The following is a 26,027-nucleotide window of genomic DNA, read 5'->3' as shown; positions in this document are numbered from 1 at the left end:
AAAATAAAAATCAGCAGTTATATTTTACACGCGCCGCCTTCACAATCATCATCTTCCACTTCTGGAGTATCTTCTTGTGAATCTGAGGCGCCATCGCGAGTATTGTGGTAATACAAGGTTTTAACACCTAGTTTGTACGCGCTTAATAAGTCTTTTAATAAGACTTGCATAGGTACTTTACCGCCTTCGAACTTGTTTGGATCATAATTTGTATTTGCAGAAATTGTTTGGTCAACAAATTTTTGCATTATACCAACAAGCTGCAAGTAACCATCGTTTGATGGAATGTCCCATAGTAACTCGTACTGATCTTTTAAACGCTCATACTCAGGAACAACTTGTTTTAAAATACCGTCTTTACTTGCTTTAACGCTAATATGTCCACGTGGTGGCTCAATACCGTTAGTTGCATTAGAGATTTGCGACGATGTTTCTGATGGCATTAATGCACTTAGTGTTGAGTTACGCATACCGTGCTCTTTAATATTTGCACGTAGTGTATCCCAGTCAAGATGAAGTGGCTCATCACAAATTTTATCTAAATCACGTTTGTACGTATCTGTTGGCATAATGCCTTGAGAGTACGTTGTTTCGTTAAACTTAGGACATGCGCCACGCTCTTTAGCAAGCTCGTTTGATGCCTTCATTAAGTAATATTGAATAGCTTCAAAGGTTTTATGTGTTAATGCATTTGCGCTACCATCTGAATAACGCTTACCGTTTTTAGCTAGGTAGTAAGCGTAGTTAATCACGCCTATTCCTAGTGTACGACGACCCATAGTTGCATTTTTAGCCGCCGGTACAGGGTAGTCTTGGAAATCAAGTAAGTTATCAAGTGCGCGTACTGCAAGTTCAGCTAGCTCTTCAAGCTCATCAAGTGACTCTATTGCACCTAAGTTAAACGCAGAAAGTGTACAAAGGGCAATTTCGCCTTCTTCGTCATTTACGTTGTTAAGTGGCTTAGTTGGCAATGCAATTTCTAAACATAAGTTAGATTGGCGAATTGGCGCAACTTTAGAAATGAATGGGCTGTGTGTATTACAGTGATCAACATTTTGTAAATAAATACGACCTGTACTTGCACGTTCTTGCGCAAACATAGAGAAAAGCTCAATGGCTTTAATACGTTTTTTACGAATAGACTCGTCTTGTTCGTATTTTACGTAAAGTGCGTCAAACTCAGCTTGGTCTTCAAAAAATGCATCGTAAAGGCCAGGCACATCTGATGGGCTAAATAATGTAATGTAGTCATCTTTAATTAAACGAGAGTACATTAGTTTATTAAACTGTACGCCGTAATCAAGGTGACGAACGCGGTTGTCGTCTACACCACGGTTATTTTTAAGTACAAGTAGGTTCTCTACTTCTAGATGCCAAAGCGGGTAGAACAAAGTTGCAGCGCCGCCGCGTACACCACCTTGCGAACAACTTTTAACGGCTGTTTGAAAGTGCTTATAAAAAGGAATACAACCTGTGTGGTACGCTTCGCCGTTACGAATATGGCTACCTAAAGCACGAATTCGACCAGCGTTAATACCAATACCTGCGCGTTGTGATACGTATTTAACGATTGCAGACGATGTAGCGTTAATTGAATCAAGGCTGTCGCCACATTCAATTAATACACACGAGCTAAACTGGCGAGTAGGCGTACGTACACCTGACATAATTGGCGTTGGTAGAGATATTTTAAATAATGATACCGCGTCGTAAAAACGTTTGATGTAATCAGTACGTGTTTCACGTGGGTAGTCTGAAAATAAGCTTGCTGCTACTAAAATATATAAAAACTGTGCACTTTCGTATATTTCACCCGATACACGGTTTTGAACGAGGTACTTGCCTTCAAGCTGTTTTACAGCTGCGTAGCTAAAGTTAAGATCGCGAGAATGATCAAGGTATGCATCAAGCTCGTCTAATTCTTGCTCTGTGTAATCTACTAATAAGTGAGCATCGTAGCGTTTATCGCCAACCATTTTTGTTACGTGGTCAAATAAACGTGGTGGTTCAAATTGACCATACGCTTTTTTACGTAAATGGAATACAGCTAAACGTGCAGCTAAGTATTGATAATCAGGCGATTCTTTTGAAATCTGATCCGCTGCTGCTTTAATGATGGTTTCGTGGATGTCTTTGGTACGAATACCGTCGTAAAACTGAATGTGCGATTTTAATTCAACTTGCGAAACCGAAACGTTGTTTAAACCTTCGGCGGCCCATTCAATAACGCGATGGATCTTATCCAGATCAAGTGGCTCTTTGCGCCCGTCACGTTTGCTTACAGATAACTGTTGGTTCATTTGCCTGTATTCCTTGGGAATTATGTATTTTGACCAATGCTTTATACCTCGCCGAAGCAAGGTACATACTCATTTATTATAGGTTTCACCGTATTGGCGAATTTAATTGAATAACATTTGGCCACAATATCTGGTGTTGTTCAATTTAGAGATCACAAGATAGTGTGGTCTGAGTTGTTTTGCAAGGGACATAATTGCCCCTATTTGTGGATAACTTTGGGATAACGCATTTGTGTTAGTAGACACTCACCTTCGAACAATCATTTAAGTTGAAATATGCAAAAATCAACTAATGATCTGCTAAATTTACGCATTTTAAAAATAAATTTTGACTGCTTTTTTTATCAGCAAGCTTTGTGTGAAAACTAACACAATCACAATATATAGTGTTTAATAATTAACATGACACTATATATGGTTAAAACCATCAATTGGACTTAGCCAGTTAAAATTGGCTTTCCAAGCTATCGCTTCATCTTTACTTGGGATGTAACCCCAAAGTGCCGTTGCGGTATGCATACCTGCCGCTTTGCCTGCTTGTATGTCGCGCTGTGCATCACCAATGTATAGACAACGGTCTGGTTTTACTTGCATGAGCTTTGCACAATGTAGTAATGGTAAAGGTGATGGCTTAGCTTCAGCTAATGTGTCGCCACTTATTACTACACTGGCATTTTTTAATGCGGGAATAGCTGCCACTAAAGGATCGGTTAAAAAGCCAGGCTTGTTAGTCATGATCCCCCATTTGATCTTTTTCTGATCAAGGCCGATAAGTAACGATTCAACTCCGCTGAAGCAATGCGTGTGTTTTGCTATGTTTGCAGCGTACTCGTTAACTAATTGCTTTATAAGCTCGCTTTGGTGTTGTTTGTCCCATAATTCTTTAAAACCAGCCTCTAATAATGCGCCTGCGCCGTTAGATGCCGCAGGACGGTATATATCACTACTAACAGGTTCTATTTTATTATTAATAAGGACTGCGTTTAAAGCGGCACCTAAATCATCAGCGGTGTCGAGTAGGGTGCCGTCTAAATCAAATAAAAATGCATCGTACTCTATAAGGGGGTGGGGGGCTTGAGAGTTAGCCATTAAGCTAACTTCTCAAAATAAAGTATGTAATTTACGCTAACGTCACTATTAAGCGTATATTGCTTTGATAGTGGGTTATAAGAAAGCCCTGTACTTGCACGAACTTTTAAACCGGCTTGCTCTGCCCATGCAATAAGCTGTGCAGGTTTTATAAACTTTTTATGGTCGTGTGTACCTTCAGGTACCATTTTTAAAAGCTTTTCAGCGCCAACAATCGCGTATAAATATGCTTTAGGTGTTTTGTTAAGGGTTGAAAAAAACACATCCGCGCCTGGTTTGGCAAGTGCGGCTACAGCATGAATAATAGAAGCTGGGTCGGGTACGTGCTCAAGCATTTCCATACAGGTTATTACATCAAAGCGCTCTGGGTTTTGCGAAGCAAACTCTTCTGCAGGTATTTTTATATAATCTACATTTACGCCTGTCTCTAAACTATGCAATTTAGCAACAGTTAAAGGCTCTTGACCCATGTCGATACCGGTTACTTTTGCGCCCATGCGTGCCATGCTTTGGCTTAAAATACCGCCACCACAGCCAACGTCGAGTGTTTCTTTATCGAATAAGCCTTGCGTTTTGTTTGCTATAAAGTCTAGTCGTAACGGGTTAATTTCGTGAAGAGGTTTGAATTCTCCGTCTAGGTCCCACCAACGCTCAGCGATGGCTTCAAATTTTGCTATTTCTGCGTGATCTACATTTTGATGTTCGGTCATAAAATACTTCCTCGTCAATCTGAGGCCATTATATAGGGCTAAATTGATAAATCGCAAAGTTTTGCGCCTGTAAATTAAAATTAATTGTGATAGCATGGCTGTTAGAAATAATAACAATACTCTTAATACCCAATACCGGGTTGTTGAGAGCTGATACTGAAGGAATGTGATATCAAATGACTGATCTCGCCAATGAAATTCTGCCAGTCAATATTGAAGACGAGTTAAAAAACTCCTACTTAGATTACGCAATGAGCGTAATCGTAGGACGTGCATTACCAGACGTACGTGACGGCTTAAAACCTGTTCATCGCCGCGTTTTGTTTGCAATGAACGAGCTTAGTAATGACTGGAACAAGCCTTACAAAAAATCGGCCCGTGTGGTCGGTGACGTAATCGGTAAATACCACCCACACGGCGACAGTGCAGTTTATGACACGATAGTTCGTATGGCTCAGCCATTCTCACTGCGTTATATGCTTGTAGATGGCCAAGGTAACTTCGGTTCGGTTGATGGTGATTCAGCAGCGGCAATGCGTTATACAGAAGTACGTATGGCAAAAATGTCGCATGAGTTATTAGCCGATCTTGAAAAAGAAACGGTTGATTTCGTTCCTAACTACGATGGCACAGAGTTCATCCCTGATGTTTTACCTACGAAAGTTCCTAATTTATTAGTGAATGGTTCGTCGGGTATTGCGGTAGGTATGGCTACAAATATACCACCACATAACTTAACTGAAGTTGTAAATGGGTGTTTGGCACTTATTCAAAATCCTGATTTAACTATTTTAGAGTTAATGGATTATATCCCTGGTCCTGATTTCCCAACGGCTGCAATTATCAACGGTAAGAAGGGCATTGAACAAGCCTACTTAACTGGCCGTGGTAAAGTGTACATGCGTGCACGCGCCGACATCGAAACCGATGAAAAAACAGGTCGTGAAACAATTATCGTTCACGAAATTCCTTATCAAGTTAACAAAGCTCGCTTAATTGAAAAAATTGCTGAGCTAGTTAAAGATAAGAAAATTGAAGGTATTAGCGCGCTACGAGATGAATCTGATAAAGACGGTATGCGTATCGTTATTGAGATTAAACGTGGTGACGTAGGCGAAGTTATTTTAAATAACTTGTATTCACAAACTCAGTTACAAACTGTGTTTGGTATGAATATGGTTGCTTTAATTAATAACCAACCTAAGTGTTTTAATTTAAAAGAAATGCTTGAAGAGTTTATTATTCACCGCCGTGAAGTAGTAACTCGTCGTACCGTGTTTGATTTACGCAAAGCGCGTGACCGTGCTCACACGCTTGAAGGTTTAGCGATTGCGCTTGCAAACATTGACCCAATTATCGAACTTATTCGTAAATCCCCTACACCAGCTGAAGCTAAAATTGCCTTAACAGCACGTCCGTGGGAATTAGGTCATGTACAAGGTATGCTTGAGAAAGCAGGCGAAGATAATGTAGCTCGTCCAGATTGGCTTGCTGCTGATTTAGGTATTCGCGACGGTCAATACTATATTTCTGAGCAACAAGCTCAAGCAATTCTAGATTTGCGTTTACACAAGCTTACTGGTCTTGAACACGAAAAAATCTTAACTGAATATCAATCGTTATTAGAGCTAATTGCTGAACTACTTTATATTTTGGCGACTCCTGAGCGTTTAATGGAAGTTATTCGTGATGAGTTAGTGGAAATTAAAGCGCAGTATGGCGATGAACGTCGTACTGAGATTAATGCAGCGGCTCACGATATCAGCCTTGAAGACTTAATTACTGAAGAAAACGTTGTAGTAACGCTTTCTCACGAAGGGTATGTGAAGTATCAGGCATTGTCTGATTACGAAGCACAGCGTCGTGGTGGTAAAGGTAAGTCAGCAACGAAGATGAAAGATGAAGATTTCATCGAACGTCTTTTAGTTGCAAATACACACGATACGATTTTATGTTTCTCTACAGCGGGTCGTTTATATTGGCTTAAAGTGTATCAGTTACCACTAGCAAGTCGTGCAGCGCGCGGTAAGCCAATTGTTAACTTGTTACCACTTGAAGCAGATGAACGTATTACTGCTATATTGCCAGTACGCGAGTACGCTGAAGATAAATACATCTTTATGGCAACTGCATTCGGTACAGTTAAGAAAACACCATTAACGGCTTACAGTCGTCAACGAGCTAGCGGTATCATTGCTGTTAACTTAAATGATGGCGATAGCTTAATTGGTGTTGATATTACCGATGGTAGCAACGAGATTATGTTGTTCACTGATGCTGGTAAAGTAGTACGCTTTAAAGAAGCTGAAGAAACAACCGTTGTTGATGAAAACGGTAACCCAGTACTTGATGAAGAAGGCAACCCTGAGATTCGTTTCAAAGGTGTTCGCCCAATGGGTCGTACGGCTACAGGTGTTCGTGGTATTAAAATGCCAGACGAGCAACGCGTAGTATCGTTAATTGTACCAAAAACTGACGGTGCTATTTTAACGGTAACTGAAAATGGTTACGGTAAGCGTACACAACTTGAAGATTACCCATCTAAGAGCCGTGCAACACAAGGTGTTGTATCTATCAAGGTGAGTGAACGTAACGGTGCTGTTGTTGGTGCTGTTCAAGTTGACGACAACGACGAAATAATGATTATTTCGAATCGTGGTACCTTAGTACGAACTCGCGTTAATGAAGTTTCTACGGTTGGACGTAACACGCAAGGTGTTATTTTGATCAGAACTATTGACGAAGAGCAAGTAGTTGGTTTACAACGTATAGAAGAGATTGAAGTTACAGAAAGTGACTTAATTGATATTGAAGACGTTGAAACAGTAGATACGGTTATTGATGAAGTAGCGGATGATAATCCTCCTTCAGAATAATTGATATTGAAAAAGCGGCCTTGGCCGCTTTTTTTAATGTTGTTGAAAAAAATTAATAGAGTGTGAAATTATATTCATTCATTAAATTTTAAAGGTTTAGTGGATTGGTATTAAATGTTCATACTTAGTAGTTAAATTACTGGAATGAGGCAAAGGTAATGAGTAAATATAATTTTTGTGCGGGGCCAGCTATGCTTCCGCAAGCGGTTATGAAAAAAGCGCAAAAAGAGTTTCTAGATTGGCAAGACCTAGGTGTGTCTGTGATGGAAATTAGCCATCGTAGTAAAGAGTTTTTAGCGCTTACAGCTAAATGTGAAGCCAGCCTTCGCCGTCTAATGAACATTAGTGATGAATTTGAAGTGCTGTTTATGCATGGTGGTGGTCGTGGTCAGTTTAGTGCAGTGCCATTAAATTTACACCAAGAAGGCAAAATAGCGTTTTATTGCGAGAATGGCGTATGGTCGAAAAGCGCCAGAGATGAAGCGAATAAGTTCACTCAAACGTCTTTTACGGATGTCCGTAATGATGCAGATGGTGAGTTTTCAATTAAAGCCGTTGCTGACTGGGAATTACCAGAAGATGCTGCGTACATCCACTATTGCCCTAATGAGACTGTCGATGGCTTAGAGATTTTTGATGTACCTAGCCACCCAACAGCTCCGATTATTGCTGATATGTCTTCAACTATATTATCGCGTGAGATAGACGTTAATAAATTTGATTTAATTTACGCTGGTGCGCAAAAAAATATCGGTCCATCGGGTATTTCAATTGTTATTGTTCGTAAAACATTACTTGAGCGCGAAGGTTTGCCAAAGCCTGGTATTTTAGATTACGCACTTGAAGCAAAGCAGGGCAGTATGTTTAATACCCCACCTACCTTTGCTTGGTATTTAGCGGCTGAAGTATTTGAATGGCTTGAAAGCAATGGTGGGGTAAAAGCCATGGAAGCACAAAATATTGCTAAAGCAGATTTACTGTATGATTTTATTGATAACTCTGACTTTTATTCAAATATTGTTGCTAAGCATTGTCGTTCACGCATGAATGTCCCATTTTGGTTAAATGATGAAAGCTTAAATAGCAAATTTGTTGCTCAATCAAGCGAGGCCGGTTTACTTGCACTTGAAGGGCACCGAATTGTGGGAGGCATGCGCGCAAGTATCTATAACGCAATGCCACTTGAAGGTGTTCAAGCACTTGTAGACTTTATGGCTGCATTTGCAAAGGAGCACAGCTAATGGAGCAGCTTCGTTTAGAGCCCATTTCACGTGTAAATGGGACTGTTACTCTGCCTGGCTCAAAAAGCTTATCGAACAGAATTTTATTATTAGCAGCACTTGCAAGCGGTACCACCGTTGTAGAGAACTTACTTGATAGTGATGATATTCGTCATATGTTGGGTGCTCTGAAGCTTTTAGGTGTAAATGTAACACTTAATGAAGAACGCACTGTAGCTACTGTAGAGGGTGTTGGTGGTGTGTTTAAAACACCAAGTGAACCATTATTTTTAGGTAATGCAGGTACTGCTTATCGACCTTTAACAGCAGTGCTTGCGGCTGTAAGTGGCGAATATGAGTTAATAGGCGAGCCACGCATGGAAGAGCGTCCAATAGGGCACTTAGTTGATGCTCTACAAACACTTGGTGGCGATGTTACCTATACAAAACATAAAGATTATCCACCACTCAAAATCGTAGGCGGCCAAATCAATGGCGGTGAAGTTGAAATTGATGGCAGTATTTCAAGTCAGTTTTTAACTGCCTTGTTAATGGCAGCACCTTTATTTAACGGCGATACAAATATAACTATTAAGGGTACTTTAGTATCTAAGCCTTATATTGATATTACGTTAGGTGTTATGGCGCGCTTTGGTATTGATGTTGAGCACAGTGACTATGTAACTTTTAACGTTAAAGGTGGTCAACAGTATCAATCAGTCGAGCGAATTATGGTTGAAGGTGATGCTTCATCGGCTTCTTATTTCGTTGCAGCCGCAGCGATTGCCGGTGGCGAGATAGAAATTAAAGGTGTTGGCGCTAAATCGGTTCAAGGAGATATAGGCTTTGCTAAAGTAATGGAGCAGGTTGGCGCTAAAATTGATTGGTATGATGAGCGCTTAGTTGTTCGCAAAGGCGAGCTTAATGGCGTAGATATAGATGCGAATGCAATTCCTGATGCTGCTATGACCCTTGCAACAGTTGCTTTATTTGCTAAAGGTAAAACTGCTATTCGTAATATTTATAACTGGCGCGTTAAAGAAACAGACCGTTTGTACGCAATGGCAACTGAGCTTAGAAAAGTAGGCGCTGAAGTTGTAGAGGGTGAGGATTTTATAGAAATTACTCCACCTGAACATTTTAATGATGTTGCTATAGATACTTACGACGATCACCGTATAGCTATGTGTTTTGCTATGGTTGCCGTAGGCGGAAAGCCAATAACGATTAATGATCCAAAGTGTACTTATAAAACATTCCCTACATTTTTCAATGTTTTAGCATCAGTCAGTGAATAAGCTATTTAGAAGTAATTACAAAAGTTACACACTAATAGCAGATATATTTTAATAACTGACGTATAATGTCGCGGTTTATTTAGGTGTGCATTGCAGGAGGTTTTAAATGCAGGCGTTATTAATGCCCGTGATCACCGTTGATGGCCCAAGTGGTTCAGGTAAAGGAACTGTTTGTCGCTTGTTAGCCGACAAGTTAGGGTGGGATGTATTAGATAGCGGTGCGATTTATCGCGTTTTATCTTTAGCTGCACTTCATCACCAAATTGCATTAGACAATGAAGAAGGGCTTGTCCCTCTTGCTGCAAATTTAGATGTGCAGTTTTTGGTAGATAGCCAGACTAATGCAGGAAAAGTTATTTTAGAAGGCGAAGATGTAACCACTACTATTCGTAACGAAGAAGTAGGCGCTGCAGCGTCAAAGGTTGCAGCATTACCTCGCGTTCGTGAAGCATTATTACGTCGCCAGCGTGCATTTCGTACTGAAAATGGCTTAATCGCCGATGGTCGTGATATGGGCACTGTCGTTTTTCAAGATGCTCCGTTAAAAATATATTTAACAGCAAGTGCAGAAGAGCGTGCTCGTAGACGCTTTGTTGAGTTGAATACGCGCGGTCTTGATGTTACACTAAGTGGTCTATTACAGGACATTCAAGCTCGTGATGAGCGCGATATGAATCGTGCCGTTGCTCCGCTTGTACCTGCAGAAGATGCTATTGAGATCGATACTAGCGAACTTAATGCACAGCAAGTGTTTGATAAGGTAATAACTTTATTAGATATTGCAATCTCTGAAGGTAAGCTTCCTAAACGAAGCTAAAACACATTTTATGCGCCAGCAGGATGCCAGTGCTATTTTAACAACCCCATGCAGCATGGTTGCTTATTGGTATAATATATAGAGACGTATATTCGTATGTCAGAAAATTTTGCGCAGTTATTTGAAGAAAGCTTAAAGGGTTTTGAAGCAGAGCAAGGCTCTATCGTTAAAGGTACAGTAATCTCAATCGAGAACAACATTGTACTTGTAGATGCTGGTCTTAAATCAGAAAGTGCTATCCCTGCTGAGCAGTTCAAAAATGCTGCTGGTGAACTTGAAGTTGCTGTTGGCGACGAAGTAGATGTTGCACTAGATGCAATTGAAGACGGTTTCGGTGAAACTATTCTTTCTCGTGAGAAAGCTAAGCGTCACGAAGCATGGATCCGTCTTGAGAAAGCATGTGAAGAGCAAGAGACTGTTACTGGTGTTATCAACGGTAAAGTTAAAGGCGGTTTCACAGTTGAAGTTGATTCAATCCGTGCTTTCCTACCTGGTTCACTTGTTGATGTTCGTCCAGTACGTGACACAACTCACCTTGAAGGCAAAGAGCTTGAATTTAAAGTAATCAAGCTTGACCAAAAACGTAACAACGTTGTTGTTTCACGTCGTGCAGTTATCGAATCTGAAAACTCACAAGAACGTGAAGAGCTTCTTGCTAACCTTGTTGAAGGCCAAGAAGTTAAAGGTATCGTTAAGAACCTTACTGACTACGGTGCATTCGTTGACCTTGGTGGTGTTGATGGTCTACTACACATTACTGATATGGCTTGGAAGCGTGTTAAGCACCCTTCAGAAATCGTTAATGTTGGCGACGAAATCGCAGTTAAAGTTCTAAAATTCGACAAAGATAAAACTCGTGTATCTCTAGGCCTTAAACAGCTTGGTGAAGATCCATGGGCAGCTATCGCTGGTCGTTACCCAGAAGGTTCTAAACTTTCTGGTCGTGTTACTAACCTTACAGATTACGGCTGTTTCGTGGAAATCGAAGAAGGCGTTGAAGGTTTAGTACACGTTTCTGAAATGGATTGGACTAACAAAAACATCCATCCTTCAAAAGTTGTTAGCTTAGGCGACACTGTTGAAGTTATGGTTTTAGAAATTGACGAAGAACGTCGTCGTATTTCTCTTGGTCTTAAGCAATGTATTGCTAATCCTTGGCAGGAATTTGCTCGTCTACAAAACAAAGGCGATCAAGTTACTGGTAAGATCAAATCAATCACTGACTTCGGTATCTTTATCGGTCTTGACGGTGGTATTGACGGTCTTGTACACCTTTCAGACATTTCTTGGAATACACCTGGCGAAGAAGCTGTACGTGAATTCAAGAAAGGCGACGAAATCACTGCTATCGTATTGCAAGTTGACCCAGAGCGTGAACGTATCTCTCTAGGTGTTAAGCAAATCGAAGCTGACCCATTCAATAACTACCTTGATGCAAACAAAAAAGGTGCTATTGTTAAAGGTAAAGTGACTGAAGTTGATGCGAAAGGCGCAACTGTTGAACTTATCGAAGGCGTTGAAGGTTACATCCGTGTAGCTGATATCGCTCAAGAACGCGTTGAAGATGCAACTACTGTTGTTTCTGTAGGCGACGAGATTGAAGTTAAATACGTTGGTGTTGATCGTAAGAACCGCACTTTAAGCTTATCTGTAAAAGCTCTTTTCGAAGCAGAAGAGAAAGAAGTACTAGAGAAGCTTAAGAAAGAAGAGCCAGTGTTTGAAAACGCAATGGCAGCTGCTTTCGCAAATGCACAAAAAGACTAATATATAATTAGTTTTTAGTTGGAAGGGCATTTTTTGCCCTTCCTATATCTCTTTTTAAGGAAACGCTATGACTAAGTCAGAACTGATAGAAACACTTGCGGAACAACACGCACACGTTCCAGTGAAAGATGTTGAGAATGCTGTAAAAGAAATTCTTGAACAAATGGCCGGCTCATTATCTACTTCAGATCGTATTGAGATCAGAGGTTTTGGTAGTTTCTCTTTGCATTTCCGCGCTCCTCGCACAGGTCGTAATCCTAAGACTGGCGATACAGTTGAGCTTGAAGGAAAGCATGTACCTCATTTTAAACCAGGCAAAGAATTACGCGACCGCGTAAATGAAAGCATTGCCTAGTTAACTTAGTGGAGTAGTTACTTGTTCAAGGTATTAAAAATTATTCTGGTTGCGCTATGCCTCATCAGTGCATTTGTATTAGGGTCACAAAACCCACAGTTAGTACAAATAAATTATATTATAGCCAGTAATACACTACCTTTAGCTGTAATAATAAGTATCTGCTTTTTATTAGGTGTTTTAGTGGGTTGTTTTATTAGCTTTAAATTGTTTTCACAATTAAAGTGGCAAAACTACCGCTTAAAAAAACAATTAGCGCCTGAAAAAGATAAAAAAAAGCTTGCCGCGAATAAAGACACCTAACTATGATTGAGCTTTTGTTTTTACTATTACCTGTTGCCGCCGGTTACGGCTGGATTATGGGTAAAAACAGTGCTAAAAACCAAGCTCATCAACTAAATCGTCAGATCACTTCTGAATACAGCAAAGGCTTAAAGTTTCTACTCGACAGAGAAGAAGACCAAGGCTTAGAGCACTTAATTAATTTGCTTGAAGTTTCAGCTGACTCTGTTGAACACTATTCTACACTTGCTACTATGTTTCGCCGTAGAGGTGAACTAGACCGCGCAATAAAAATCCATGAACTTCTTTTAAAACACCCAAGCTTAAATGAACAACAAGCTGCAACTAGCCGTTTAGAACTTGCCGAAGATTACATAATGGCTGGTCTACTAGATAGTGCAGAAGAGCACTTAGTTTGGTTAGTTAAAGCAGGGCATGTAGAAGCGCTAGATCCTATTATTACTTTATATTCGCAAACCCGTGAATGGGAAAAAGGCATCAACATGTTTGAAGCCCACAGCGAACTATTTTCAAAAGAACAACAATTTAAAGCGATTGCTAATTTTTATTGTGAATCAGCTTTAAGTGACAATACACCCCAACTAATGAGAAAAGCGATTAGCTTAAATTATAAAGCCGTACGTCCGCTTTACGAGTTAGGATTAGTTGCTTACGCGAAAGAAGATTACGTTAAAGCTATTTATTACTGGCGTGAGCTTGTATCACAATTCACTTTGTTTGCGCCGTTGTTTATTGATGAGCTAGCTCACAGCTATAAACAATTAAATTTAACGCATCAATTTCATGAATTAGTCAGTGACTTGTTAGAAAAGGGCGGTGTATTAATTAAAATAAAACATTGCCAAGCATTGCTTGAGCAAGGACACACTAAACAAGCCTTTGAATTTCTAACTGATAGCTTAAAACGTCAACCTACTATTCGTGGTTTCAGTTTTTTACTGCAATTAATGGGTGACCAAAATAAAAATACTAAAGAAGTACTTAATGAAATTGATAAGCTTGTAACCTCTTATATTGCTACAAAACCTGATTTCCAATGTCAGCATTGCGGTTTTACAAGCTACACCATATATTGGAATTGCCCTTCTTGTAAGCATTGGGAAACCATTGTTCCAAGTCGAGGCTTAGACGGATTTTAATAACCCCTTAAATAATATCGGATTTAACTATGATAGTTTTAGCAAATTAAACTGAGAGTTTACTGGGTTGGAATTTTTTGATGTTGTGTCTATATAAATTTCTTTACACCTTCTCTCAAATTACCAGCTAGCACTATTGCATTAAATCTATTTAAACAATTATTTTATATCAATTCGCTTAATTAAGTGGTCTGTTTTGAGGTAAGAAAATTGTGTCGATAACAAGGCAAGAATTTCGTTATTGTATTGTTGTATATCAGAAATTTTTAAGCAGTTAGCGTCAAATTTAGTCCTTCAAATTGATTAAGTATTATTGCGGATTGGTATTATAGCCATACATTAGGATAGTCATGTCTTTCGAACACTCAAAAAAAATTCTTATAGCATTAGATTACGATGACCAAGAGGTTGCTTTAAATTTTGTTAAACAACTTTCTCCTGATACATGTCGTCTTAAAGTAGGCAAAGAGATGTTTACTTATTTTGGACCTACATTCGTTAAAGAGTTAATTGATTTAGGTTTTGATGTTTTTCTAGATTTAAAGTTTCATGACATCCCTAATACAGTAGCTAAAGCTGTTACTGCTGCGGCTAAAATGGGTGTATGGATGGTAAATGTTCATGCTTCTGGTGGTTTTGAAATGATGAGCAAAGCTAAATCGGCTCTAGAACAGTTTGGCGATAAAGCGCCATTACTTATCGCTGTTACTGTATTAACAAGCATGGATGAAACAGAATTAAAGCGCTTAGGCGTTGATAAATCAGCTCAAGAGCAAGTTATATATTTAGCTAAGCTTGCAAAGGAAGCTGGGCTTGATGGCGTTGTGTGTTCTGCACAAGAAGCAAAAGCCTTAAAAACAGAGTTAGGTGAGAGTTTTAAGCTTGTTACGCCAGGTATACGTCCTGAAGGGAGTGATGCGGGTGATCAAAAGCGTATCATGACTCCTAAGCAAGCAATTGATGCAGGAAGTGATTATTTAGTTATAGGTCGACCTATTACTCAGGCGGATAATCCCGTAAAAGTGCTTAGTGATGTTAATAAATCCATAGCGTAATTTAACAAAAAGCAGCAATATAGTGCTAAAACCCCTTACTGCATGTGTATTTTATGTTACATTATTAGTATTAATGATGTAGTAGGGGGTTTGCTTTGAAGTTATTATTAGGTTTCATAATTATTATTGTTGCGGGTTTTTCGGTAAATAAGTACGTCTTTTCTAATAAAGCATATGATGATGTTACATCAGTAACAGATATAATTTCGAACTATCCTATTAATATGTTCGATTTTAAACAAACAATGCGAGATTATGCACACCACCTGTGTTACAAAAATGAGGATACACTGATATCTCAGCATATAACGGTAACTGATTGCATATCTAAGCTTGATGATAAAAAAACAGAATGCGAAAAGAAGGTTTTTCGTTTGGCACCGCTTAACCTAGAGTCAAAGGGTGAAGTGCTTGATTATTCAAGGCAATATACGCAATGTACATTGCCTTATAAGTACATTCTAGGTTAATTACAAACAGATAATATTAGTAATTAAAGCCTATTATTTATGATTAAGATCTTAAGCGAATGGATTTCGCTTCAATATCTATTAACTCTTGTTTGAATAATCCACCAATTGCTTTTTTATAGTTAGCTTTACTAGTAGAAAACATCTTTTTAATCGCTTCAGGTTCGGACTTATCGCCTAATGGAATAACTCCACCTTCGTTTTTAAGTTTTTGCATAATAGTTTCACCAAGGTCACTTACTTTACCCATCCCCGGCTTTTCTAGTACAACATCAATTTTTCCGTCTTCACGTACTTTTTGAATGAACCCTTTAAGCTTTTGACCCACAAATAAGCTTTTAAATACCATATTGTAGAAAACAACACCAAAGTGCGATTCTTCAATTAATACCTTGTAGCCAATATCTGTTTTGCCAGCAACAATTAAATCCACTTCTTGTAAGTGCGTATACTGCGGCTCATCTTTAGATAGAAAGCGATTAAAGTTGTTTGATGCACAAATACGTTGGCTTGCATTATCAAGGTACAAACGAACTAAATATGAGTGACCTTCTTGCATACGTGGTTTTTGTTCGTTAAATGGGGTTAGTACATCTTTTTCAAGACCCCAATCTAAAAACGCACCAATACTATTAATTTCTTTAACGCGAAGCAGGGCATATTCACCTACTTGTGCGTGTGGCTTTTTAGTTGTGGCAGTTGCTAAGTTAGCGTTATCTAAGAAGATAAATACACTAATGCTATCGCCCGCTTCAAGCTCATGTTTAATTTCTTGTTTTGGTAAAAACACTTCACCTAAATCATGACCGTCTAAGTAAGCACCTTCGTTACTCACTTCTTTTACAAATAATGTTTGTGTGGTTCCTAGGTAACTCATAATTATTCCTGCTCAGTCTTTTTTTTACGGCGCATTGGTGTGTCGCCATCAATGTTCATTGGTGCCTTAATAGGTGCTGTTGGCTTTTTAGGTTTGGCTTTGCGTTTAAATACAGGTTTTTTAACAGCGGCGGATTTTTCTTTAGATTTATCCCACGTTGCTTCAGGCTTTTTCTCTTTAATACCTTTAAACTTGGCTTTTAAACCTTCGACACTTGCAAATACAAGCTCATCGTTCAAAAACGATTTAATAGCTAAATAGCTTGCCCAGTCTTTAGGTCCAACAAGCGATAAAGCATTACCTTTAAAACCAGCACGGCCTGTACGGCCAATGCGGTGTACATATTCTTCAGCGTGTTTTGGCAAATCAAAGTTAATAACATGCGTTACACTTAGTAAATCTAAACCACGAGATGCAACATCGGTTGTGATTAATATTTTAAAGTTTTCGCGACTAAATGAATCCATTATATCTAAGCGTTTATTTTGCGTTAAGTCACCTGCAAGCGCTACAGACTTAAAGCCTTTAGCATTTAGCGCCTCACTCAAGCGACTCGTGTCAGAACGCGTTGCCGTGAAAATAATGCACTGCCCAACATCACCTTGATTCAAAAAGTGCTCTAATAGCGCTTCTTTATGATCAAGATGATCGGCAAGGTATAACGTTTGTTTAATATCGCTATGTTGCTCGTTCGCTGCACTTAGCGTAATTTGCTTTGGCTTTTTTAATAGATTACGTGATAGAGCGTCTACTTGCGCATGGTCAAGTGTTGCAGAAAACAATAACGTTTGGCGTAAACGGTGATTAGCTTGCTCGTTAATCATTTTCAACTGCTCAGTAAAGCCTAAATCTAATATACGATCGGCTTCATCAAAAATAAGCAGTTCTAGCCCACTCAATTGTAAAGATCGTTTTGTAATGTGATCGGCTAAACGCCCAGGTGTAGCAACTACAAATTGTGGATCATTTCTAAGTGCTTTTATTTGGTCATTAAAGTTCTCGCCGCCAAGTATTTTTACGGCCTTAATGGCTGTGCCTGCAATTAATAAACGCAGCTGAGTAAATACTTGCGTAGCAAGCTCACGCGTAGGAGCAACAATAAGTACACGAGGATCGCGTTTACTGAGTGCTTTTTGTTTCATAACCCTTTGTACAGCAGGTAATAAAAACGCCAAGGTTTTGCCCGACCCTGTTTTCGACTGAGCGAAAATGTCATGCCCTGCAAGTGCGGTAGGCACTGCATGCGCTTGAATATCGGTGGGCTGGGTGATCCCTTGATGTGCTAACTGTGTTTCAAGGCGTGTATCAATCCCAAGATCAGTAAACTGCAATGTGTGTTTCTCCAAAATAAGCAAATTAAGTCTATAAATTTATCAGCGCATTATAGCTTACACAGATAGGTCGCTAACAGTAAAAACCAATCTATAGCGCTATTTTTTGCAATTAAACTAAAAAAGCGTAAAATACGCGCCCCATATGCGCCGGATTTACGATTCGGTAAATGCCAATTGTGGCAACTAAAAGCAAAATAGGAAATAAGATGACGGCAGTTCATAAAAATGATGTGACAAAGGACCACTTTGTAGTGTGTGCAATGTATAAGTTTGTGGCTTTACCTGAGTATGAAGCCCTTAGAAAGCCATTACTTGAGGTAATGGAAGCAAACGAGGTTCGTGGTACTTTACTTATTGCAGCTGAAGGTATTAACGGTACGGTTTCTGCAAAACGTGAAGGCATAGATAATCTATTAGCCTGGCTTGATGAGCAACCTAATTTAAAAAATATCGTAACAAAAGAATCTTACGATGATGAATGCCCGTTTTACCGTACTAAAGTAAAATTAAAAAAAGAAATTGTAACTATGGGGGTTGAAGGTGTAGACCCTCTAAAAGTTGTAGGTAGTTATGTTAAGCCTAATGAATGGAATGCGTTAATATCAGATCCTGACGTTATACTTATTGATACTCGTAATGATTACGAAATAGAAATTGGTACTTTTCAAAACGCAGTCGATCCAAACACTAAAACATTTCGTGAGTTTCCTCAGTGGGCAAAAGAAAACTTAGACCCTGAAAAACATAAAAAAGTGGCTATGTTTTGTACTGGCGGTATTCGCTGTGAAAAATCAACTGCGTATATGAAAGAGCAAGGCTTTGATGAGGTATATCATCTTGAAGGTGGTATTTTAAAATACCTAGAAGAAGTGCCAAAAGAAGAAACAATGTGGGAAGGCGAGTGTTTTGTATTTGATAATCGTGTAGCGGTTGATCACGACTTACAAAAAGGTTCTTATGATCAATGTCACGCCTGTCGTATGCCAATTACAGAAGAAGAAAAATTAAAGCCTGAATACATGGAAGGTGTATCTTGCCATCATTGTATTGAAGAAGTAACGGATGAACAGCGGACACGCTTTGCTGAACGCCAAAAACAGATTGAGCTCGCGCAAGCGCGTGGTGAAGGCCACATTGGTAGCGAAGCACAGGCAGTTTTACAGCAACGTAAAGAGGCTAAAAAAGCGCAAAAGGATGCTCAGCGCGGTAAATAACATTTATTAATGAATACTTTTATTAGCCCAGCTTATGCTGGGCTTTTTAGTTTTAACTGTCACTTGTATTTTTTGTTAGTTTTACCTAAATTGGTATCACCTACGTAAACTCATCCTATTGTTTTGCTAATTTATCGTTCTAACCTATTTATTGATCAAACAGCTGTTAGACTTCGTACGGTAATGAAAATAATAATTAGTTAGGGTGTAACTTTGAAATCTCGAATTTTATTAATCAGTACATTAAGTGCTTTACTATTTGTAACTTTACCAGCATTAAGCGCTAATGTTGTGGTACAAAAAATAACATTAGAGCGTGCTAAGCAACAAGTACAAGCAGTTGGTAATACAGAGGCAATTCATTCAGTTATGTTATACCCAGCTGTGGGTGATAAGGTGACCGCTGTATACTTTAAACCTGGCGATAAAGTAAAAAAAGGCGATATGTTACTAGAGCTCGACTCTCGCAGGCAAAAAGCCGCGCTTGATGAGGCTAAAATTAAACTTGCCGATACGCAAAGAATATTAGAGCGATTACAGCAAAGCCAGGCTAAAGGAGCTGTGCCTAAAAGTGACGTAGACGACGCTAAAACAGTTGTTGAACTTGCAAAAGTTACTTTAACTCAAGCACAAACAGAGCTTGAAGATAGAAAAGTTATTGCACCTTTAAATGGTATTATGGGGCTAACAGATGTTGAGGTTGGCGATAGAATTTCTGAGCTTACTGAAATAGCGAGTATTGATGACACGAGTGACTTGTATATAAATTTTAATGCGCCAGAATCAGCCATATTTATGCTACGCAATAAAAGTAATATAACAGTATTTCCTTGGCAGTCAGAAAGCCCAATTAACGCCCAAATTGCTTATTTAGATTCTCGAATAAATCCTCAAACTCGTACTCTTCGTGTTAAAGCAAAACTTAACAATGCGAATGAGCAGTTTTTGCCGGGTATGAGCTTTAGAGTTCATATTGAAGTATTAGGTGATAATTACGCTGCAATACCAGAAGCTGCGTTACTGTGGGGAGCAACGGGTCCTTACGTATGGACAAGTGTTGATAATAAAGCCACACGCGTTGATGTAAAAATAGAGCAACGCCTTGCAGGTCGATTATTAGTATCGGGCCCATTAAAAGAGGGTGATATTTTAGTTATTGAGGGCGTCCAACGCCTACGAGCTAAGCAAGAACTAAGCTTTAACGCAATTGATTCAGATTCGCAGGAGTAGGTATGAAACAACAACCTATGATGCAAGATTTACCATCAATGGCTATTCGTCGCCCTGTGCTTATAGTTGTACTCAACTTACTAATTATTATTGCCGGGATTGCAGCTATTGCAGGGATTGAGGTCAGGGAACTCCCCGATGTAGATAGGCCGCGTATTACTGTTTCTGCACCATTTCCGGGTGGCTCACCAGAAACTGTAGACACTGAAGTAACCAGTAAACTAGAAGGCGCAGTAGCACGCGTAAGCGGTGTTAAATCAATACGAGCGCAAAGTGAAGAAGGAAATTCACGAATTGTCGTAGAGTTTAGGCCCGGAATTAATTTAGACGATGCAGCAAACGAAACGCGCGAATCGGTGGCACGTGTTCAACGAGATCTCCCCGAAGAAGTCGAGCGAGTATCCATTATTAAAGCCGATAACGATGCAGAAGCCGTTGTATCGTTAACCGTCTCTAGTGATAGTCTATCGCTTGAAGCACTTACTGAACGTGTTGATGTTGATTTAGCCCCGCAGTTTTTAACCATTCCAGGTGTTGCGGATGTACGCTTAAATGGTGATAGGGAACGAGTATTAAGAGTACGAATTGATCCTCTTAAACTAAGCAGCTTCAATTTAACGATTCCAGATGTTGCACAAGTACTTAGCCAAGCTCCGTTTGACGTGCCAGCAGGAAGTTTAAAATCAAACGATCAACAAATTATCGTACGGGCTGATGCTACATCAATAACACCAGAGCAAGTGGGCGACATCATAATTCAAGGTGATACCCGCATTAGCGATATTGCAGCTGTTTACTTTGGTCCCGCTGATCCACGTTCTATGGTAAGACTCAACGGTAAACCTGTTATAGGCATGGAGATAATTCGTCAAGCCCAATCAAATACGATAGAAATATCTGATGAAGTGTTAAAGCTCATCAACAGCATGCAAACGCGTTTTCCTGAAATGGAATTTACCCTTACGTCTGATGATGCACAGTTTATTAGAAGCTCAGTTGATGAAGTTATTTACTCTTTATTACTTACCGTGTTGTTAGTAGTTGTAACGCTTTGGGTTTTTATCGGCTCTTGGCGTGCCACACTTGTACCTGCTTTTGCAATCCCCGTAGCGTTAATTGGCTCATTAGCACTGATTTGGGCACTTGGTTTTTCAATTAACATTTTAACTTTACTAGCCCTTGTACTTGCCACCGGTTTAATTGTAGATGATGCCATTGTAGTTAGTGAAAATATTCAGCGACAACGAGGATTAGGTTTAGGCAGACGTGCAGCTGCGGTAATAGGAACACGAGAAGTGTTTTTTGCGGTAATAGCAACAACTGCAGTACTTGCAGCTGTATTTATACCTATTGCATTTTTACCTTCAACCGCTGGGCGGCTGTTTAGAGAGTTTGGAGGTGTACTTGCAGGCGCCGTTATTATTTCAAGCTTTGTAGCTTTATCATTAGTACCAGCGCTAACTTCAAAGCTAAAACTAAAACAGGGTGGCTTCCATCCATTTGCTAAAGTAGGTCATTGGCTTGGTGGTATTTATACAAAATCAATTCACAAAGTGCTAGACCATGCGTGGGTTACATTTATAGCCTGTGTATTGGTAGCGGCTGGCTCAGGCGCTTTATATACAAGTTTAGATAGCGAATTACTACCAACAGAAGATCGTGGAAAAATACGTATATTTGCACGAGGTCCTGACGGTGTAGGGTTAAACTTTATGGATAGACAAGCCATAAAAATGGAAGATATTTTATTACCTTTTATTGATAGCGGCGAAATAGAATCAATTTATACGGTAGTTGGCCAATGGGATCCAAATATAGTATTTATCACTGTGCCATTAAAGCATTGGGATGAAAGAAATTTTACTCAACAAGAAATAATCAATAAAATTCGTCAGCCCTTGGGTGATATTCCCGGTGCACCAGCATTTCCAGGCGGTGCAAATAGTTTAAATTTACGTGGTCAAGGTGGCGGTGTTGAAATAGCCTTACTAGGTCAAGATTACCTACAAATATTTAAAGCTGCGCAGCAGTTTTCAGCGGCACTTGAAAAAGCAGTACCTGAAGTTGCCCCTGTTCGTATTTCCTATCAGCCATCGCAACCACAGCTTAGAGTTAATATAGACAGACGGCGTGCGCAAGAACTGGGTGTAGCGCTGAGCGACATAGCAATTACACTGAGAGCGGCTATTAACGGAGATGATGTTGAAGATTTAAACATAGGCGATCAATCCGTTCCTATAATGTTGCAAGCTCAAAATCAAACCATAAACGATCCGAGCGATTTAGCTAATTTATATATTAGAGCTGGCAATAACAGCTTAGTGCCATTAAGTAGTGTTGCTTATATCTCTGAAGAAGGTGTAGCAGCTGAACTTGAGCGACATGCACAGCGCCGCTCTATTGAGCTCAGTATGGAATTGCCCGAAGGATTAACTATCGCCTCTTTAGTAGATCAAATTAAGCAGGTGTCTGAGCAATCATTAGCGCCTGGTATTGCACTTGCGTTTAAAGGTGAAGCACTGACCTATGAGGAAACATCTAACGAAGTGCTTGTAACCTACGTATTGGCTTTTTTAATTGTATTTTTAGTTCTTGCTGCCCAGTTCGAAAATGTAAATAGTGCTGTCGTGGTTATGATAACCGTACCATTTGGTATTACATCTGCAATTTTAGCGCTTTATTTAACGGGGACATCGTTAAATATATACTCTCAAATCGGCTTAGTTATGCTGATTGGCTTAATCGCTAAAAACGCTATATTACTGGTTGAATTTGCCGACCAATTACGCGACCAAGGTTTATCTGTTAGAAAAGCTGTTGAGCAAGCTGCACTAGTACGTTTAAGACCCATTACAATGACTCTTATATCGACCTTGTTAGGTGCGTTACCATTAATTATGTCTACCGGTGCGGGCGCTGAAGCACGAAATGCAATTGGTTGGGTGGTGTTTGGTGGCCTAGCGCTCGCCGTATTATTTACCCTTTACCTTACACCTGTTATTTACTTAGGTTTAGCTCGCTTTACGACCCCTCGAGGCGATGAATCTAAAGAGCTCGAACAAGAGCTAGAAAAGCTAAATTAAAGTGTAATTAAAGCTAGACTCACTACTCTTTTAGCTTAAAACAGTAGTGGGTCTTAGTTATATCTTGATTGGCTATATTTGTTTGTTAAGATAGCCACCTAAGCATATACATGCCTTACTGTGTGGTCACAAGGAATCCCCTATGCAAGCCGAACAAGTTGAAATCGCACAATTTTTAGCACAACATCCTCCTTTTGATGACTTACCTCAAAAAGCGCTTAATGAGCTAGCTCAACAAGTTGAAGTTGCTTACTTTAGAGCAAAAACAGATATTTTGAGTTTTGGACAAGATATATCTGATTTGTATGTAATTAGAAGTGGTTCTGTAGAAATGTATCGCCGTAATGGCGAGCTTTATAACCGTTTGGCTACCGCAGGTATATTTGGTCAAATGGGTTTATTGATGAACCGTAAGGTACGTTTTCCTGCAACAGCTCTTGAAGATACATTAGTATACTGCATAAATGTTGAGCTATTTAATCGTTACTGTGATGAGTTTGATGCGTTTGCTGATTACTTTGAAACAGATGGTAACGTGCGTTTACATCAAGCTATTGTTGAACAAGCTGATGGCAATGACCTTACAACTGCGAAAGTGAAATCATTAATCCACCGAGATGTAGTAACCGTAGATGCAACCTCTACAATACAAGATATCGCTAAATTAATGACCGAAGAGGCGGTTTCGTCAGTTTTGGTAACAGACGTAAATAAGCCTATAAACGATGATCCTGAGGAAGATGATGGACAAGTCGTTGGCATAATAACCGATAGGGATTTACGCTCAAAAGTAGTGGCTAAAGGCCTTGCCTTTAACACACAAGCAAAAGATATTATGTCGACTAACTTAGTGCTCTTAGACGCTAATGACTATATTTTTGAAGCAGTACTTGCCATGCTTAGAGATAATTTACATCACTTGCCTGTAGTACAAAAAAAGCGCCCTATAGGGGTTATCTCTCTCTCTGACATTTTACGTTATGAATCGCAAAGTAGCTTATTGCTTGTGCGCGGTATACTTGCTCAACAAACAATTGAGGATTTGGCACATTATGCGCGCCAGTTGCCCAACGTATTTGTTCGTATGGTCAACGAAGATGCAAACTCTCACATGGTTGGCACCGCCATGGCCGTTATCGGTCGTACATTTAAACAAAGATTGCTTGTATTAGCTGAAGAAAAGTTTGGTCCACCTCCCGTTCCTTATTGTTTTATTGCCTTGGGCTCAATGGCTCGAGATGAGCAACTTATTGTAACGGATCAAGATAACGCGCTAATTTTAGATGACAGTTATGACGACGAAAAACATAACGAATATTTTCAAAATATCTCAGACTTTGTTTGTGATGGCTTAGCACAATGTGGCTATACGTATTGTGATGGAGAAATAATGGCGTCGTTCAAAAAGTGGCGTAAAACCCGCTCACAGTGGTTTGATCAATTTGCAGATTGGATAGCTCAGCCAAAACCACAAGCTTTACTTAATAGCTCTATATTTTTTGATTTAGACGGAGTATGGGGTAAAACCAAGTGGGCTAATGAACTTAAAATATTTATAGCAAAACAAAGTAAAGTAAATCGTGTATTTTTGGCTAACATGGCAGCAAATGCCAGAAATAGAACACCACCGCTTGGCTTTTTCAAAGGCTTTGTTATGGAACATAATGGCCAACATAAGCGCTCAATGAACTTAAAACGACGAGGTACTGCACCACTTTCGGATGTTATTCGCGTGCACGCACTAGCTATTGGTTCGCGTAAACAAAACTCGTTTGAGCGTTTAGAAGATATTATTGAAGCAAAACTTTTACCGCAGGGTAAAGCGCAAGATTTACGTGATGCACTAGAGTATATAGCCATGATGCGAATTCGCCATCAAGCGTGGCAAATAGAGAAGGGCGAAGAGCCAGATAATAACTTAGATCCACATTTACTGTCTCCCTTTGAACAGCGAAACTTAAAAGAAGCATTTGCTATTTTAGAAAAAGCACAAAGCTATTTAAAGTTTAGCTACACAGCAAACTCTGGTGTGAAGTAGCCTATGAATCCGCGTAATTATAAAGCAGTTGATTGGCAAGCTAGATATAACGAGCTTGCCAACAGCACCGAAAATAAACTCTTAAAACATTTTTATGCTGGTGCTTATAATCAAGACAAAGCCGCAGTAAAAGATGTGCCCTTTGTAGCAATGGACTTTGAAACCACTGGTTTAAATAGCCAAAACGACGATATAGTGAGTGTCGGATTAGTGCCGTTTAGTTTAAAGCGTATCTATTGTAAACACAGCAGGCATTGGGTTGTACAACCTAGACGTAACCTGCATGAAGAGTCTATTTTAATCCATGGGATAACCCATTCTGAGGTAGATGACGCCCCTGACTTTAATCAAATCATTGAACCTTTACTTGAAGCGCTAAGTGGTAAAGTTGTCGTGGTGCATTACGCTGCTATAGAACGCCATTTTTTAAATAATGCGTTACTACTACGGCTTAAAGAAGGTATTGAGTTTGCACTTGTTGATACAATGGAAATAGAAAAAAGAGCACTAAAAGCAAGGCAAGGTTTATTAGGTCGAGTATTTAATACAAAACTTGGCTCGCTCAGATTAACAGATTGTCGTGCGCGTTATTCTCTACCTGCGTATCAAAACCATAATGCGTTAACAGATGCACTTGCTACAGCTGAGCTTTTACAAGCGCAACTGAGTCATCATTACCGTGTAGATACTCCAATCTCAGAATTATGGGGGTAATACTAATACGTAATAATGCTTTAATCATATTGAAGGTTAAACCTGACGTTAGCTACGTTAAAATTTATCATTTAGAGCAACTAAATAACGAATTTTTGCCTTACTATTGAGACGTTTTTTCTGCCACAAAACAGATCATTT

At 39.4% G+C, this 26,027-nt stretch carries 20 protein-coding genes; 15 read left to right on the top strand and 5 right to left on the bottom strand.

Annotated features, from left to right (window positions below; translation table 11 throughout):
* Nucleotides 1–17 precede the first annotated feature (17 nt).
* From nrdA to ubiG, 3 genes are all read right to left on the bottom strand, one after another.
* Entirely contained in the window at nucleotides 18–2,300 is a 2,283-nt protein-coding gene (nrdA, locus tag I6E80_RS05105) for a class 1a ribonucleoside-diphosphate reductase subunit alpha (RefSeq protein WP_182733173.1), read from the bottom strand.
* 408 nt (nucleotides 2,301–2,708) lie between these two features.
* On the bottom strand, nucleotides 2,709–3,389 hold the full coding sequence (locus I6E80_RS05100) for an HAD-IA family hydrolase (protein ID WP_197184985.1): 681 nt from the start codon (nucleotides 3,387–3,389) through the stop codon (nucleotides 2,709–2,711).
* Complete coding sequence (ubiG, locus tag I6E80_RS05095; protein ID WP_024600254.1) at nucleotides 3,389–4,099, bottom strand: bifunctional 2-polyprenyl-6-hydroxyphenol methylase/3-demethylubiquinol 3-O-methyltransferase UbiG; 711 nt, start codon at nucleotides 4,097–4,099, stop codon at nucleotides 3,389–3,391. Before ubiG ends, I6E80_RS05100 begins: the two co-directional genes overlap by 1 nt.
* Before the next feature lie 176 nt (nucleotides 4,100–4,275).
* Between ubiG and gyrA the strand changes: the two genes are divergently transcribed.
* From gyrA to I6E80_RS05045, 10 genes are all read left to right on the top strand, one after another.
* The gene (gyrA, locus tag I6E80_RS05090) at nucleotides 4,276–6,975 is read left to right on the top strand and encodes a DNA topoisomerase (ATP-hydrolyzing) subunit A (RefSeq protein ID WP_024600253.1); all 2,700 of its coding nucleotides are present in this window, start codon (nucleotides 4,276–4,278) and stop codon (nucleotides 6,973–6,975) included.
* A gap of 158 nt (nucleotides 6,976–7,133) precedes the next feature.
* Nucleotides 7,134–8,216, top strand: a complete 1,083-nt coding sequence (gene serC / locus I6E80_RS05085) for a 3-phosphoserine/phosphohydroxythreonine transaminase (protein ID WP_197184984.1) — start codon at nucleotides 7,134–7,136, stop codon at nucleotides 8,214–8,216.
* Nucleotides 8,216–9,493, top strand: a complete 1,278-nt coding sequence (aroA, locus tag I6E80_RS05080; protein ID WP_024600251.1) for a 3-phosphoshikimate 1-carboxyvinyltransferase — start codon at nucleotides 8,216–8,218, stop codon at nucleotides 9,491–9,493. Before serC ends, aroA begins: the two co-directional genes overlap by 1 nt.
* 106 nt (nucleotides 9,494–9,599) lie before the next feature.
* Nucleotides 9,600–10,310, top strand: a complete 711-nt coding sequence (gene cmk, locus I6E80_RS05075; protein ID WP_076923977.1) for a (d)CMP kinase — start codon at nucleotides 9,600–9,602, stop codon at nucleotides 10,308–10,310.
* A 96-nt stretch (nucleotides 10,311–10,406) separates the two neighbouring features.
* On the top strand, nucleotides 10,407–12,074 hold the full coding sequence (gene rpsA, locus I6E80_RS05070) for a 30S ribosomal protein S1 (protein WP_002961176.1): 1,668 nt from the start codon (nucleotides 10,407–10,409) through the stop codon (nucleotides 12,072–12,074).
* 67 nt (nucleotides 12,075–12,141) lie between these two features.
* On the top strand, nucleotides 12,142–12,429 hold the full coding sequence (gene ihfB / locus I6E80_RS05065; RefSeq protein WP_007583054.1) for an integration host factor subunit beta: 288 nt from the start codon (nucleotides 12,142–12,144) through the stop codon (nucleotides 12,427–12,429).
* A 21-nt stretch (nucleotides 12,430–12,450) separates the two neighbouring features.
* Nucleotides 12,451–12,732 (top strand): lipopolysaccharide assembly protein LapA domain-containing protein, encoded by a 282-nt coding sequence (locus I6E80_RS05060; protein WP_007583056.1) that lies wholly within the window; start codon nucleotides 12,451–12,453, stop codon nucleotides 12,730–12,732.
* Nucleotides 12,733–12,734: 2 nt separating this feature from the next.
* Complete coding sequence (gene lapB / locus I6E80_RS05055; protein WP_002961182.1) at nucleotides 12,735–13,871, top strand: lipopolysaccharide assembly protein LapB; 1,137 nt, start codon at nucleotides 12,735–12,737, stop codon at nucleotides 13,869–13,871.
* Between the two features lie 350 nt (nucleotides 13,872–14,221).
* The gene (gene pyrF, locus I6E80_RS05050; protein WP_076923978.1) at nucleotides 14,222–14,926 is read left to right on the top strand and encodes an orotidine-5'-phosphate decarboxylase; all 705 of its coding nucleotides are present in this window, start codon (nucleotides 14,222–14,224) and stop codon (nucleotides 14,924–14,926) included.
* Between the two features lie 95 nt (nucleotides 14,927–15,021).
* Nucleotides 15,022–15,396, top strand: coding sequence for a hypothetical protein (locus I6E80_RS05045; protein ID WP_024600246.1), 375 nt, complete (start codon nucleotides 15,022–15,024; stop codon nucleotides 15,394–15,396).
* Nucleotides 15,397–15,439: 43 nt separating this feature from the next.
* Here I6E80_RS05045 and I6E80_RS05040 read toward each other — a convergent pair whose 3' ends face one another.
* Entirely contained in the window at nucleotides 15,440–16,273 is an 834-nt protein-coding gene (locus I6E80_RS05040) for a S1 RNA-binding domain-containing protein (protein ID WP_024590152.1), read from the bottom strand.
* A gap of 2 nt (nucleotides 16,274–16,275) precedes the next feature.
* Entirely contained in the window at nucleotides 16,276–17,604 is a 1,329-nt protein-coding gene (locus tag I6E80_RS05035; RefSeq protein WP_197184983.1) for a DEAD/DEAH box helicase, read from the bottom strand.
* 209 nt (nucleotides 17,605–17,813) lie between these two features.
* Between I6E80_RS05035 and I6E80_RS05030 the strand changes: the two genes are divergently transcribed.
* The 5 genes from I6E80_RS05030 (at nucleotide 17,814) to I6E80_RS05010 (ending at nucleotide 25,886) form a co-directional block, all read left to right on the top strand.
* Nucleotides 17,814–18,821, top strand: a complete 1,008-nt coding sequence (locus I6E80_RS05030; RefSeq protein ID WP_024600244.1) for a rhodanese-related sulfurtransferase — start codon at nucleotides 17,814–17,816, stop codon at nucleotides 18,819–18,821.
* Nucleotides 18,822–19,034: 213 nt separating this feature from the next.
* Nucleotides 19,035–20,051 carry an efflux RND transporter periplasmic adaptor subunit gene (locus I6E80_RS05025; RefSeq protein ID WP_076923980.1) on the top strand — a complete coding sequence of 339 codons (1,017 nt, stop codon included), beginning with the start codon at nucleotides 19,035–19,037 and terminating at the stop codon, nucleotides 20,049–20,051.
* Between the two features lie 2 nt (nucleotides 20,052–20,053).
* Nucleotides 20,054–23,134 (top strand): efflux RND transporter permease subunit, encoded by a 3,081-nt coding sequence (locus I6E80_RS05020; RefSeq protein WP_076923981.1) that lies wholly within the window; start codon nucleotides 20,054–20,056, stop codon nucleotides 23,132–23,134.
* A 142-nt stretch (nucleotides 23,135–23,276) separates the two neighbouring features.
* Nucleotides 23,277–25,172, top strand: coding sequence for a DUF294 nucleotidyltransferase-like domain-containing protein (locus I6E80_RS05015; RefSeq protein WP_024600241.1), 1,896 nt, complete (start codon nucleotides 23,277–23,279; stop codon nucleotides 25,170–25,172).
* A 3-nt stretch (nucleotides 25,173–25,175) separates the two neighbouring features.
* Nucleotides 25,176–25,886, top strand: coding sequence for a 3'-5' exonuclease (locus I6E80_RS05010; protein ID WP_076923983.1), 711 nt, complete (start codon nucleotides 25,176–25,178; stop codon nucleotides 25,884–25,886).
* The last annotated feature ends 141 nt before the right edge of the window (nucleotides 25,887–26,027 follow it).

Origin of the sequence: Pseudoalteromonas sp. NSLLW218 (genome assembly GCF_015864775.1) — a bacterium.
Classification (GTDB): domain Bacteria; phylum Pseudomonadota; class Gammaproteobacteria; order Enterobacterales; family Alteromonadaceae; genus Pseudoalteromonas.
The sequence above is the reverse complement of the archived record's forward strand: the minus strand, read 5'-3'. Positions and strand labels throughout refer to the sequence as shown.